Genomic DNA, 12,545 nt, shown 5'->3' with positions numbered 1-12,545 from the left:
CGTAGGCGCCGATCCGGCCGGAATCGCAGTGGATCTGGGATGGCATTGCTTCCCGATTCGCAGGTGATCCCGAGTCGAAGTCCGACCCCACGGCGCGCGTGCGGCCCGGTCCGCTCGGCTTTCTGCCGCCGACCGTGTGGCCCGCGCCATACCGAACGCGCCCTGAGGACATGACGGGGCGCACCCACGAGAGGGCACCCCCAAATCCATATGAGTGAGCTGACTCAAGACCTCACAGACGGCCAGGAACTGGCCCCCACTGCCCCGGTCCGACCGGAGGCACCGACCTTCGCCGAGCTGGGCGCCCGCGACGAGACCGTCGAGGCGCTGGCCGCGGCCGGCATCACCCGCGCCTTCGCCATCCAGGAGTACGCCCTGCCGATCGCGCTGCGCGGGGCCGACCTGATCGGGCAGGCCCCGACGGGCACCGGCAAGACCCTAGGCTTCGGCGTACCGCTGCTGGAGCGGGTCTTCGCGCCCGGCGAGGGCAGCGGCGACGGGCTGCCCCAGGCGCTCGTCGTGGTACCCACCCGCGAGCTGGGCATCCAGGTGGCCAAGGACATCGCGGCCGCCGGCCGCACCCGCGGCGTACGCGTGCTGCCGATCTACGGCGGGGTGGCGTACGAGCCGCAGGTCGAGGCGCTGCGCAAGGGCGTGGAGATCCTCGTCGGTACGCCCGGCCGGCTGCTCGACCTGGCCAAGCAGAAGCACCTGCGCCTGAACGGCATCCGGGCGCTGGTGTTGGACGAGGCCGACCGGATGCTCGACCTGGGCTTCCTCGACGACGTCGAGCGGATCCTGGCGATGCTGCCCGAGGACCGGCAGACCATGCTGTTCTCGGCGACCATGCCCGACCCGATCGTGACCCTGTCCCGGCGATTCCTGCGGCACCCGGTCACGATCCACGCCGGGCACACCGCGGAGACCGGCCCGTCCCCGCAGACCGAGCAGTTGGTCTACCGCACCCACTCGATGAACAAGGTCGAGATCGTCGCCCGGATCCTCCAGGCGGAGAGCCGTGGCCTGACGATGATCTTCACCCGGACCAAGCGCGCCGCCGACCGGGTCGCCGAGGATCTCGACTTCCGCGGCTTCGCGGTCGCCGCCGTGCACGGTGACCTGGGCCAGGGCGCCCGCGAGCGGGCCCTGCGGGCCTTCCGGGCCGGGAAGATCGACACCCTGGTCGCCACCGACGTCGCGGCCCGGGGCATCGACGTCACCGGCGTCACCCACGTGATCAACTACGACTGCCCGGAAGACCAGGACACCTACACCCACCGCATCGGCCGCACCGGCCGGGCGGGCGCGAGCGGTGTCGCGGTGACCTTCGTCGACTGGGACGACATGCCGCGCTGGCGGATCATCGACAAGACCCTCGGGCTGGACATGCCCGAGCCGCAGGAGACGTACCACACCTCCCCGCACCTCTACACCGACCTGCACATCCCGACCGACGTGACCGGCACCCTGCCGACCGCCGAGCGCACCCGGGCCGGGCTCTCCGCCGAGGTCGAGGAGGACCTGGGTGGCGGCCGGTCCCGCCGAGGCGAGCCGCGCGGCGGACGCCGCCGGGACCGTGGCCGCAGCGACAGCGGGCGCGGTGAGGATCGCGGGCGTGCCGAGGGTCGTGGACGTTCCGCGGGCCGCTCTGCCCAGGAGGGCGAGGCTGCGCCGGAGACCACCGAGGTCACCGAGGGCGGCAGCCGTACCCCCCGGCGTCGTCGACGTCGCCGGGACGGCGAGGTCATCGCCGGTGTGGACGCGAACGCCACCGCCGGTGCGACCACGGCCGTCGAGACCAGCGCCGGCACCGAGGGCGCCGCAGGTGAGGCGGGACGCCCCCGTCGCCGCCGACGCCGCCGTGGCTCCGCCTCCACCGCCGGTACGGCCGCCGAAGTCACCGACTGACCCCAGCGACACCCAGGCCGCACCGTCCCCGTCTCGGGCGGTGCGGCCGTGCGTTCGGCCACCCTCACCCGGCCGGCTCGACAAGATCACGCTCGATCTTTGATCGAGTGGCCTCGTTCGCGTCTGAGGCCACTCGATCCCACATCGAGCGTGATCTTCAGCGGAGGCTGTGGCGGGGCAGCCGCGAGCGGGCGGGCAGGCTGGCGGCGGGGCTGGGCAGCCCGGGAGGGAAGATGGGGTCATGCCCGAACCGTTGGATGTTGCCCTGGCCGAGGTCCGCTCGATGCTGCTCGGGTCCGGGCTGACCCGGGCCGTGGCCGCCGGGCGGCGGCGTGGTCAGCGTCCTTCCGTGGTCCGGGCCGAGCTACGGCCGGTGGTACTCAAGGCCGGGCCCCGGTTGCAGATCGCCACCTCGGACGGCGCCCGGCCGTACACCCGGAATGTGGCACCGGGGCGGGAGTCGGATGCGGCGGTTGAGGCCCTGCTGGCCGAGCCGTTCGGGAACTGGCATGTCGAGACCACGGACAGCGTCCTGCAACTGCGGGTCACCAAGTCGGGCGAGGCCCAGGTGCACCGCCGGTCGGTCGCCCCGGCCGACGGGGAACAGCCGAGCGCAGCGCAACAGGCTGCGGTGCGGCACGACCGGGCCAAGGAGTACCTGCTCGATCCCGGTGACCCGATTTTCGCCGAGATCGGCGGTTCGGCGGCGAAGCGTCGGCAGGTGGACGCCTTCCTGCGGGCGCTGGTGGCCACGTTGCCCGCCGGGCTGACCGGCCCGCTGCGGGTGGTGGATCTAGGGTGCGGCAACGCGTACCTGACCTTCGCCGCGTACCGGTACCTCTCCCACCACGGGCTGGAGGTGGAACTGGTCGGGGTGGACGTGCGCGAGGACCAGCGCCGCCGCAACACCGAGCTGGCCGAACGGCTCGGCTGGGCTGATCGGGTGCGGTTCGTGGCCGGCACCATCGCGGACGCCGTCGTCGAGCCGGCACCTGATCTCGTTCTCGCCCTGCACGCCTGCGACACCGCCACGGACGAGGCGTTGGCCCGTGCGGTGCGGTGGGGGGCCCGCTGGGTGTTGGCCGCACCCTGCTGCCATCACGATGTGGCGGCGCAACTGCGCGCCGGTGGGGCACCCACCCCGTACGGTCTGCTGACCCGGCAGGGCATCCTGCGGGAGCGCTTCGCGGACGTCCTCACCGACGCGCTGCGGGCCGGGCTGCTGCGGTTGCACGGCTACCGTTCCGAGGTGGTCGAGTTCGTGGATTCCGCCCACACCCCCCGCAACCTGCTCATCCGGGCCCGCCGTACGGATGTGGCCCCCACCGCTGAGCAGCGCGCGGAGTACGCGGAGCTGGTCGAGCAGTGGCGAATCACACCCCGGCTGGAAACCCTGATCAACCGGACCACAACGGCTCTTTAACCCCCAGCCGATGCCGCCAGCCGTACCTGCCTGATCAGTCAGTCAGTATTTTCCGGCGAAACCCGTACTACTCTCGGATAAGCGCACCGTCAGGTGCCGTCGGGAGGGAAGACCCACCGGATGGGTTCGGCAGAAATATCGCCACAGATGGCGTTCGCGCGCTTCGTGCGCCGGGCTATCGACGACGCCCGCGAGGAACGCGGATGGACCGTCACCGACCTGGCCGCCCACACCGGAGTCGGCCGGTCCACCATCTTCCGCTGGCTGGCCGGTGACTGGCAGGACTACCCGGAACTGGCCAAGGTGCGGGGCTTCTGCTCCGCCCTGGACCTCCCGGTGGCGGCTGCCTTCCGGGCGCTGGGGCTGCCGGACACCGGCTCGGGAAGCCTCCCCCGGGGCAGCGATGGCCCGGTCGAGGCGGACGTGCGGGTGATCCTGCAACGGCTGGCCGACCCGAGCGTGCCGGCCGAGGAGAAGCACCACATCCGGGACCTGCTGCGCTACCTGGCCCGCCGCCCGATCCGCCGCGCCGGCTGACCTGCGCGAGCCCGGCCGACCTGCGCGAGCCCGGCCGACCTGCGCGAGCCCGGCCGCCTGACCTGCGCGGGCCTGGTCGGTCAGCGCACCAGCACGGTGAACTCGGCCGTGCGGACCTCACCCCCGGTGGCGAAGTCCAGGTAGAGGCGGTACCGCCCCGGTCCGGGTGCGGTCAGCCAGAACTGCATCGCCCCGTCCACCAGTTCCGGTTCCGGGTGTACGTGCAGGTAGCCGAGGTCACCTTCGCGCAGCGCGACAAGGTGGCCGTACGCCCCTAGGTACTGCTCCAGTTTCGGGCTGCTGCCGTCCGCTGCGGTGACCCGGAAGCTCACCGGCACGGTCAGGCCGGGCTCCGGGTCGCCCTGGTAGCTGACGGTCAGTCCGTCGACCGGGTTGCTGGTCGCGGGGGCGGGTAGGGGGCGCGGCGCGTACTCACCGGGGGCCACCAGGTCCACCCCCAGGGTGGTCGCGGTCTGCCGACCGTCCTCGGCCAGGGCGGTGAAGTCGGCGTACGCCCGCCAGATGCCGGGCTGCGGCAGGGTCAGCGGTACCGACCAGGTGCCGTCGGCCGCCATGCTGGGATGCAGGTGCTGGTATCCGGTCAGGTCACGGCGTACCACGATCAGGTGCATCGGCTTGTCGTGGACCACCGCGAACCGGGTGACCGTCCGCCGTTGCGCGTCCTGGATCTGGAACCGCAGCTCATCGGCCTGCCCCGGGGTGAACTCGGCGGCCAACGGGGTGAGGGTGTACCCGCCCCGACTCACCGCCAGGCCACCCGCCTCGGCCGCCTCCGCCTGGCCGGCCTCATGCGAGTGGGCACCGGTGCCCGGGGCGTGGGTGTGGCCGGTCAGGGCGCTCTGCGGCACCCCGCCCGCCGCCAGGGCCCCGCCGGTGTTCATCCGACCGAGCCCGAACCCGAGCAGTACGGCCAGGACCAGCCCACCGACCACCAGCGCCAGCCGCACCGTACCCGGATCGGCCCTGTCCACCCTGCCCTCGCCGCCGCCAACCCCGAGCTCCCCGACCCCCACCTGCCCATCCGTTCCGTCATCCCCCCGCACCGCCACATCCCCTTCTCGCTCCCCCGGCACCCACCCACCGTAGCCACCACCCCCGCACCCCCACCCCACCTCCCCCGCGATCTTGCACTTTTTGTCGCTGAGATGCGGCATTCACCCGTTATGTCCCGACAGAAAGTGCAAGATCGCGGGGGAGGTCAGGTCGTTAGGGCCAGGGTTAGGGGGAGGACGGCGGGGGCGTTGGCGCGGCGGAGTTCGCGGGCGGCCAGGGTCAGGGTCCAGCCGGTCTCGACGAGGTCGTCTACTAGCAGGACGGGGCCGGTCAGGTCGGCCAGGGCGGTGGCCAGGGGGGCGGGCACGGTGAGGGTGCCGTGCAGGGCGCGTACCCGCTGGGCGCTGTTTCCGCGGGCGGCACCGGGCGGGGCGGCGACGGTCACCCGACCCAGCAGGGGCATCCGCCCGACGGCGGCGATCCGCTCGGCCAGTGAGGTGATCAGGAGCGGATGAGTGGTCGAGTCCACCGCCACCACCCCCACCGGGCGACTGGGCCAGGGGTCGTCCCCGTGCGCCCACGCCTTGAGGACCTCGATGACGGCCATGACCACGTCGTCCGGCACCGGCCCGTCCGGGATACCCGGCCCGACCAGCCCGCGCAGCCGGTCACCCCAACCGAGATCGGAGAGCCGGCCCACGGCCCGACCGGGCAGCGCCTGCTCCGTCGGGGCGATGCGCCCCTTCAGGGGTACGCCGACCGCCGCCAACCCGGTCGGCCAGAGCTTCTTCGGCACGATCTGCACCCCGGGGCGGCCCAGGAAGTTCTGTGCGGCCGTCAATGCCGCCGGTGACACCTCGGAGGTGAACAGGGGCTCGGCACACCGGTCGCAGCGGCCACAGTCGGTCGCCTCGGCGTCGTCCAGGCACTCCCGCAGGTAACGCAACCGGCAACCGGGCGTCGAGGCGTACTCCAGCATGGCCTGTTGCTCGGCGGCGCGGGCGGTGGCGACGCGGCGCAACCGCTCGGCGTCGTAGGTCCAGGGCTCGCCGGTGGCGAGCCAGCCGCCGCGCACCCGGCGGACCGCGCCGTCGACGTCGAGCACCTTGAGCATCATCTCCAGGCGGGCCCGACGCAGGTCGACCAGCGGTTCCAGGGCCTGGGTGGAGAGCGGCCGGTCGGTGTGCAGGGCGGCGAGCACCGCACGGACCTGGTCCTCCGGGGGGAAGGCCAGGGAGGCGAAGTACCGCCAGATCGCCACGTCCTCGCGGCCGGGCAGCAGCAGCACCTCGGCGTGGTCGACGGCCCGGCCGGCCCGGCCGACCTGCTGGTAGTAGGCGATCGGGGAGGGTGGGGCACCCAGGTGCACCACGAACCCCAGGTCCGGTTTGTCGAAGCCCATGCCGAGAGCGCTGGTGGCCACCAGGGCCTTGATCTTGTTGTCCAGCAGGTCCTGTTCGGCGGCGCGCCGGTCGGCGTCCTCCGCCTGCCCGGTGTACGCCGCCACCGACCATCCTCGGGCCCGCAGGAACTCCGCGGTCTCCGTGGCCGCAGCGACGGTCAGGGTGTAGATGATGCCGGACCCGGGCAGCCGGTCCAGGTGGTCGGCGAGCCAGCCGAGTCGGTGCGCCGGGGTGGGCAGGTCGAGTACGCCCAGCCGCAGGGACTCACGGTCCAGGCTGCCCCGCAGCACCAGCACCTCCGGCCCGGGGACGGCCACCTCCGTGCCGAGTTGCTCGGCCACGTCCCGGGTCACCCGGGCATTGGCGGTGGCCGTCGTCGCCAGCACCGGGGTGTGGGCCGGCAGGTTGCCGAGGAAGGTCCGCAACCGGCGGTAGTCCGGCCGGAAGTCGTGCCCCCAGTCGGAGACGCAGTGCGCCTCGTCGACCACCAGCAGCCCGGTGGTGGCCGCCAGCTGCGGCAGCACCCCGTCCCGGAAGTCCGGATTGTTCAGCCGCTCCGGGCTGATCAACAACACGTCCACCGTCCCGGCGTGGATCTCGGCGGTGATCTCCGCCCACTCCTCCAGGTTGGCGGAGTTGATGGTGCGGGCCCGGATGCCGGCCCGGGCGGCGGCCTCGACCTGGTTGCGCATCAACGCCAACAACGGGGAGACGATCACCGTAGGCCCGGCGGGAGAGGGCTGGTCGCGCAGCAGGGCGGTGGCCACGAAGTAGACCGCCGACTTGCCCCAGCCGGTACGTTGCACGCAGAGCACCCGCCGCCGGTCGATGACCAGCGCCTCGATCGCCCGCCACTGGTCCTCACGGAGGGTGGCGTGGTCGCCGGCCAACCGCCGCAGCACCTGTTCGGCGCGGTCCCGGACCATGCTGCGTTCCTGGCTCATCCGGCATTTCTACCAGCGCGTGCGGCAGCGGGGATGATGTCCCTCCGGCCCGGCCCGACCTGCTGGCATACGATGCCGTTCGATGAGAGAGGACGACATGACACAGCCAACCGGCACCACCGTCACGAGCCGGCGGATCGCGGTCGCCGTGGTGGCCCTGCTCACCGCCGCCATGGTCACCGCCTGCGACGACGACACGCCGCAGGCGGCCCCGCCACCGCCGGACCCGAAGCAGGAGTTGCTGGCCGCGGTGCCGACCGAGGAGGACCCGGCCTTCCGCTTCGTCACCCGGGACACCTCCGGCGACGTCTCCGGGGTGGTGGATCCGGCGAACCGGGGCATGGACATCGACACCGTCACCAAGGACAAGGACTTCACCCTGGAGATGTCCTTCCGGATGGTCGACTCCCGGACCTGGATGAAGGTCAACTTCAAGGGTTCCAAGGACATCCAGAAGCTGATGAAGCTGCCCACCACGTGGATGGAGATGGACCCGGCGAAGATCGAGACCCCGGACACCCTGCCCACCTACCAGGGCACCGATCCCGGCAACGCCGAGGCGATCATCCGCGCGGCCAGCGAGGTCCAGGCGGGTGAGGGTGGGACGTACACCGGGGTGATCGACCTGGCCACCCAGCCGGACCTGGTGGAGGCCATGGAGGGGCTGGTCACCCTCGGGGAGGGCACCGAGCCGATCCCGTTCGCCGCCGTCGTCGGCCCGGACGGCAACCTGGCCTCGCTCACCCTGGAGATCCCGCCCGCCGGCAAGAAGAAGGCCAGCGAGTACGTGGTGGAGTACTCCGACTTCGGCAGCACCCCGCAGATCGTCGCCTTCACCCCCGACGAGGCCGAACCGGCCCCCACCTCCGCCTACGACCTCCTGAACGGCTGACCCCCTCCGGCTCGTCGTGTTGATCAAGAGGTTTGCGTCTGGAACGGGCTCTTCGGAGACGCAAACTTCTTGGTCAACGCGTTTCTGGGGGGGGTCAGCGGCCCAGGACGGAGCCGCCGTTCACGCCCAGGATCTGGCCGGTGACGTAGCCGGCGGCGGGGCTGGCCAGGTAGCGGATGGATTCGGCGATGTCGTCCGGGGTGCCGGCCCGGCCGACCAGGGTGGCGGCCACCCGCTTGGCGTGCCCCTCGGGGGTCATCCGACCGACGAAGAGTTCCGTCTCCGCCACGTAGCCGGGGCTGACCACGTTGACCGTGATCTGCTCCGGACCCAGTTGGGCCGCGAGACTGTACGCCCAGCCGTGCAGTGCCGCCTTCGCCGCCGCGTACGCCTCATCCCCACCCCGCTGGGCGGCGATCGAGCTGATCAGGATCACCCGTCCGCCGGGACGACGCAGCCTGGGCCGCAGCGCCTCGGTGAGCAGTACGGCCGTCAGCACATTGGTGTCCAGGGTGGCCCGCCAGTAGTCGGCGATCCCGGTCAGGGAGTCCTGCTGCGGGCTGTGGAAGGCACCGGCGTTGTTGACCAGCACGTCGACCGGTCGGTCCCCGACCGCCTCCAGCACCCTGCCGACCTGCTCGGGGTCGGTGAGGTCGACCGGCACCGGGCGTACCGCCTCCGGTCGGCCGGTCTCCGCCCGGATCCGGTCGGCCGTCGCCGCCAGCACCTCCGCCCGTCGACCGAGCACGAGCACCGAGCACCCGTCCGCGACGAGGGTCCGCGCCACGGCCGCCCCGATTCCCGTACCCCCGCCGCTGACCACAGCCAACCGCTCGGCCACCCCGGGTCCCCTGTCGTCGTCGGTACATTGATCGCCAAGGCTAGCGGCCTTCTGGTCAACTCTCCCGACGCGGGCCCCGGCTCTCCCGACGCGGGCCCGGGCGCAGGGCGTTGCGCAGCAGGGCCAGGCGGGGAGCCAGGCTGGCCAGGCCGCCGGGGAAGAAGTAGACCGCCAGGATGAAGACCGTGCCGAGAACGAACAGGGGCTGGGAGAGGGGTCGGCTGAGGAAGGCCGGCAGGGCGTCCACCGCACCGGAGCTGCCGACCGAGACCAGGCGGTGGTCCAGGTACATGTAGAGGATGCCGCCCAGCACCGGGCCCCAGCGGGTGCCGGGGCCGCCGAGCACCACCATCACCAGCAACGACAGGGTCAGCTCACTGCTGGTGATGTGCGGGGAGGCGCCGCCGACGATCAGGCAGTAGACCACCCCGCCGGCCGCCGCCAGACCACCGGCCAGGGTGAAGGCGACCAACTTGAACCGGTACGGGTCCAGCCCGAGCACCCCGATGCGCCGCTCGTCGTCGCGTACTCCGGCCAGCACCCGCCCGGTCGGGGAGCCGCTGACCCGGTGCACCACGAAGACCACCACTACCAGGTACGCCAACGCCAGCCAGTACAGGTTGACCGTGTTGGCCACCCCGACCAGCCCGGCGGGCACCCCGGTCACGTCCAGCGGCAGCCCCTCCTCACCGCCGGTCAGCCCACCGAAGTCGCGGGCCACCAGGATCGCCCCGACCTGGGCGAAGGCCAGGGTGACCATGGCGAAGGCGATGCCGACCGTACGCAGGGCCACCGCCCCGACCAGCGCGGCCAGGATGGTCCCGCCGACGATCGCCAGCGGCGCGGCCTGCCACAGCGGCAGCCCGGCCCGGGTGATCAGGATGTCCGTGCCGTACACCCCGGCGGCGAAGTAGAGGGCGTGCCCGAAGGAGAGCATCCCGGTCCGCCCGAACAGCAGGTCGTAGCCGGCCGCCAGGCCACCGAAGACCAGGCAGACGGCGAGCAGTTGCAGGGTGCCGGGCGAGTTCAGGGCCCCCTCGAACAGGCCCGGCAGGTGCAGGGTCGAGTACGGCAGGATCAGCGCCACGACCAGCACGACCAGGGGCAGGAAGGGGCGCAGCCGGGACCCACCGGTCGGCTGGGCCGGCGCCTCCGCCGCAGGTGCCGGGATCTCGGGACTCTTGACCTCGGTCATGCCGTAGCCACCTTTCCGGCGATGCCCTGCGGGCGCAGCAGCAGCACCACGGCCAGCAGCGCGACCACACAGATGTCGCCCAGCCCGGAGGTGCCGTAGTAGTTGACGAACTGTTGCAGCAGCCCTACCGCCACGGCCGCGTACGCGGACCCGATCACCGAGCCCATGCCGCCGATGACCACCACGATGAAGGCGAAGATCAGCAGGGAGCCGCCCTGCTGGGGCGAGACCGTGCCGAAGTAGACACTGCCCAGCGCACCAGCCAGGGCCGCCGCCGCGCCACCGATGGCGAAGACCAGGGTGAAGGCCTTGCGTACGTCGATGCCCAGCGCGGTCACCATCTCCCGGTTCTCCACCCCGGCCCGGATGATCAGGCCATACCGGGTCCACTGGAGGAAGGCCAGGATCGCGGCCAGCACCAGCACCGCGGCGGCGATCAGCAGCAGCCCCCCGTTGGGCACCTGGGCGCCCAGGATGGTCGTCACCTGGCGGGTCCACTCCGGACGCGGGAAGGGCCGGGCGTCGGCCCCCCAGGTGGCCTGCAACAACGCCACCCCGGCCAGGGAGAGACCGACGGTGACCAGCACCTGTTCGATGGTGCGGGAGTAGAGCGGCCGGATCAGCACCAGTTCCACCAGCACCGCCATCAGGGTGCCGGCGGCCACCCCGAAGGCGACCGCGACCACAAAGCCGAAGCCGTCCGCACCGGCCCCGGGCAGGTTCCCCGCCGCCCACCAGGTCGCGTACGCCCCGACTCCGAGGAACAGTCCGTGCGCGAAGTTGAGTACGTCGGCCAGGCCGAAGACCAGTGACAGGCCGGAGGCCACCAGGAAGTACAGCGCCGCCAGACCCAGCCCGGTCAGGGTCAGCAGGATGACCGCGTCCATCAGTGCCCGTCCTTCCGTCCCGCGCCGGGCGCGGCGTGGTGGCCCTCGGCCGAACCGACCCCGAGCAGGGACCGGGTCAGCTCGGTCTCGGCCAGCAGCCGCTGGGCGTCGCCGGTCCAGGCCACCTGGCCGGCGGCCAGCACCACGGCGTCGCGGGCCAGTCGCCGGACCACGGCCAGGTTCTGCTCCACCAGCAGCACCGGCACGGATTCGGCGACCCGCGCCAACACCTCCGCCACCTCGGTCACCACCTTCGGCGCCAACCCCTTGGTCGGCTCGTCCACCAGCAGCAGCCGGTTGTCGTTGAGCAGCACCCGACCGATCGCGAGCATCTGCTGCTGCCCGCCGGAGAGGGAACCGGCCCGCTGCCGGGACCGTCGCTGCAACTCCGGGAAAAGTGCGAAGACCCGGTCGTACGCCGCCGTGCCACCCCGCCGCTCGGCGAGCCGCAGGTTCTCCGCGACGGTGAGTCCGGCGAAGACGCAGCGGTCCTCCGGCACGTAGCCGAGCCCACCCCGGACCAGCCGGTGGGTGGGTTGACCTAGCAGCGTCGCCGACTGCATCCGGACGGTGCCGCGTACCTCGCCGTTGCGGGGAGTGAGCCCGACCAGGGCCCGCAGGGTGGTGGTCTTGCCGACCCCGTTGCGGCCGAGCAGCACGGTGACCCCGGTCGGGGCCACCGTGAACGACACCCCCTGCAGGATGTGCAGCCCGGCGATCCGCACCGACAGGTCCTCGACCGTCAAGATGGGCTCCATCAGAGCTCCTCCCCCAGGTAGGCCTCTTGCACGGTCGGGTTGGCCATCACCGTCTCCGGGGTGTCGCAGGCCAGCAGGGCCCCGTGGTGCATGACCGCGATCCGGTCGGCCAGTTCGAGGATCACGTCCATGTGGTGCTCGACCATCAGCACCGACCGGCCACTGTCCCCGGTCAGCGACCGGATGACCTGGACCAGTTCCGGGACGTCCTCGGCGCTGACCCCGGCCATCGGCTCGTCCAGCAGCATCACCCGTGGTTCGCCGGCCAGCAGCAGGGCGATCTCCAGCTTGCGTTTCTCGCCGTGGGCCAGGGTGCCGGCCAACGCCGTACCCCGGTGGGCCAGGCCGACCCGCTCCAGCGCCGTGTCGGCGGCGGCGGCCACCTCCCGGTCGGCCGCCGCCCGCCGCCACAGCTTCATCGAGCCCCCGCGGTGTGCCTGTACGGCCAGCCGGACGTTCTCCCGTACGCTCAGCGACCCGAAGACCGAGGAGGCCTGGAAGGTACGCCCCAGGCCCAGCCGGGCCCGCCGGTGCGGCGGCAGGGTGGAGATGTCCTGTCCGTCCAGGGTGACCTGGCCCTCGGTGGGCCGACGCAGACCGGTGATCAGGTTGAACAGTGAGGTCTTGCCGGCGCCGTTGGGCCCGATCACCCCGAGGAACTCCCCGGGTGCCAGGTCGATCTCGACGGAGTCGACGATGGCGACCTCACCGATCCGCCAGGTCAGACCGCGGGTGGCGAGCAT

At 72.1% G+C, this 12,545-nt stretch carries 11 protein-coding genes; 4 read left to right on the top strand and 7 right to left on the bottom strand.

What is annotated here, in order from left to right; genetic code table 11:
* Positions 1-210 precede the first annotated feature (210 nt).
* The 3 genes from ABZ795_RS13300 to ABZ795_RS13290 all read left to right on the top strand — a co-directional run bounded on the left by ABZ795_RS13300 (position 211) and on the right by ABZ795_RS13290 (position 3,868).
* Positions 211-1,908: a DEAD/DEAH box helicase gene (locus ABZ795_RS13300; RefSeq protein WP_357530467.1), complete on the top strand. Its 1,698-nt coding sequence runs from the start codon at positions 211-213 to the stop codon at positions 1,906-1,908.
* A gap of 241 nt (positions 1,909-2,149) precedes the next feature.
* Positions 2,150-3,331 (top strand): SAM-dependent methyltransferase, encoded by a 1,182-nt coding sequence (locus ABZ795_RS13295; protein WP_357530466.1) that lies wholly within the window; start codon positions 2,150-2,152, stop codon positions 3,329-3,331.
* A 120-nt stretch (positions 3,332-3,451) separates the two neighbouring features.
* Positions 3,452-3,868 carry a helix-turn-helix domain-containing protein gene (locus ABZ795_RS13290; RefSeq protein ID WP_327023979.1) on the top strand — a complete coding sequence of 139 codons (417 nt, stop codon included), beginning with the start codon at positions 3,452-3,454 and terminating at the stop codon, positions 3,866-3,868.
* 80 nt (positions 3,869-3,948) lie between these two features.
* Here ABZ795_RS13290 and ABZ795_RS13285 read toward each other — a convergent pair whose 3' ends face one another.
* A complete protein-coding gene (locus tag ABZ795_RS13285; RefSeq protein WP_357530465.1) occupies positions 3,949-4,860 on the bottom strand; it encodes a hypothetical protein in 912 nt (303 codons plus the stop codon).
* A gap of 227 nt (positions 4,861-5,087) precedes the next feature.
* The gene (locus ABZ795_RS13280; RefSeq protein WP_357530464.1) at positions 5,088-7,229 is read right to left on the bottom strand and encodes a DEAD/DEAH box helicase; all 2,142 of its coding nucleotides are present in this window, start codon (positions 7,227-7,229) and stop codon (positions 5,088-5,090) included.
* A gap of 82 nt (positions 7,230-7,311) precedes the next feature.
* On the opposite strand from ABZ795_RS13280, the gene ABZ795_RS13275 reads away from it, so the two are divergent.
* Positions 7,312-8,121, top strand: coding sequence for a hypothetical protein (locus tag ABZ795_RS13275; RefSeq protein WP_357530463.1), 810 nt, complete (start codon positions 7,312-7,314; stop codon positions 8,119-8,121).
* A 94-nt stretch (positions 8,122-8,215) separates the two neighbouring features.
* Here the strand turns inward: ABZ795_RS13275 and ABZ795_RS13270 are convergent, their stop codons facing one another.
* The 5 genes from ABZ795_RS13270 to ABZ795_RS13250 are packed head-to-tail and all read right to left on the bottom strand — an operon-like array spanning position 8,216 to position 12,545.
* The gene (locus ABZ795_RS13270; RefSeq protein ID WP_357530462.1) at positions 8,216-8,962 is read right to left on the bottom strand and encodes an SDR family oxidoreductase; all 747 of its coding nucleotides are present in this window, start codon (positions 8,960-8,962) and stop codon (positions 8,216-8,218) included.
* 55 nt (positions 8,963-9,017) lie between these two features.
* Positions 9,018-10,157 (bottom strand): branched-chain amino acid ABC transporter permease, encoded by a 1,140-nt coding sequence (locus ABZ795_RS13265; RefSeq protein WP_357530461.1) that lies wholly within the window; start codon positions 10,155-10,157, stop codon positions 9,018-9,020.
* Positions 10,154-11,044, bottom strand: a complete 891-nt coding sequence (locus ABZ795_RS13260) for a branched-chain amino acid ABC transporter permease (protein ID WP_357530460.1) — start codon at positions 11,042-11,044, stop codon at positions 10,154-10,156. The genes ABZ795_RS13265 and ABZ795_RS13260 overlap by 4 nt, the downstream gene beginning before the upstream one ends.
* On the bottom strand, positions 11,044-11,802 hold the full coding sequence (locus ABZ795_RS13255) for an ABC transporter ATP-binding protein (RefSeq protein ID WP_357530459.1): 759 nt from the start codon (positions 11,800-11,802) through the stop codon (positions 11,044-11,046). The genes ABZ795_RS13260 and ABZ795_RS13255 overlap by 1 nt, the downstream gene beginning before the upstream one ends.
* Positions 11,802-12,545: an ABC transporter ATP-binding protein gene (locus ABZ795_RS13250; protein WP_357530458.1), complete on the bottom strand. Its 744-nt coding sequence runs from the start codon at positions 12,543-12,545 to the stop codon at positions 11,802-11,804. Before ABZ795_RS13250 ends, ABZ795_RS13255 begins: the two co-directional genes overlap by 1 nt.

The sequence above is a fragment of the Micromonospora sp. NPDC047134 genome (genome assembly GCF_040643455.1).
Classification (GTDB): domain Bacteria; phylum Actinomycetota; class Actinomycetes; order Mycobacteriales; family Micromonosporaceae; genus Micromonospora.
This window is presented reverse-complemented; position numbering and strand designations above follow the sequence as displayed.

What these genes read in the sequence shown, in the direction of transcription:
- ABZ795_RS13290 (WP_327023979.1), top strand. Translation starts at nt 3,452, where the DNA reads ATGGGTTCGGCAGAAATATCGCCACAGATGGCGTTCGCGCGCTTCGTG.
- ABZ795_RS13250 (WP_357530458.1), bottom strand. Translation starts at nt 12,545, where the DNA reads ATGCTCGCCACCCGCGGTCTGACCTGGCGGATCGGTGAGGTCGCCATC.
- ABZ795_RS13300 (WP_357530467.1), top strand. Translation starts at nt 211, where the DNA reads ATGAGTGAGCTGACTCAAGACCTCACAGACGGCCAGGAACTGGCCCCC.
- ABZ795_RS13275 (WP_357530463.1), top strand. Translation starts at nt 7,312, where the DNA reads ATGAGAGAGGACGACATGACACAGCCAACCGGCACCACCGTCACGAGC.
- ABZ795_RS13255 (WP_357530459.1), bottom strand. Translation starts at nt 11,802, where the DNA reads ATGGAGCCCATCTTGACGGTCGAGGACCTGTCGGTGCGGATCGCCGGG.
- ABZ795_RS13265 (WP_357530461.1), bottom strand. Translation starts at nt 10,157, where the DNA reads ATGACCGAGGTCAAGAGTCCCGAGATCCCGGCACCTGCGGCGGAGGCG.
- ABZ795_RS13260 (WP_357530460.1), bottom strand. Translation starts at nt 11,044, where the DNA reads ATGGACGCGGTCATCCTGCTGACCCTGACCGGGCTGGGTCTGGCGGCG.
- ABZ795_RS13295 (WP_357530466.1), top strand. Translation starts at nt 2,150, where the DNA reads ATGCCCGAACCGTTGGATGTTGCCCTGGCCGAGGTCCGCTCGATGCTG.
- ABZ795_RS13280 (WP_357530464.1), bottom strand. Translation starts at nt 7,229, where the DNA reads ATGAGCCAGGAACGCAGCATGGTCCGGGACCGCGCCGAACAGGTGCTG.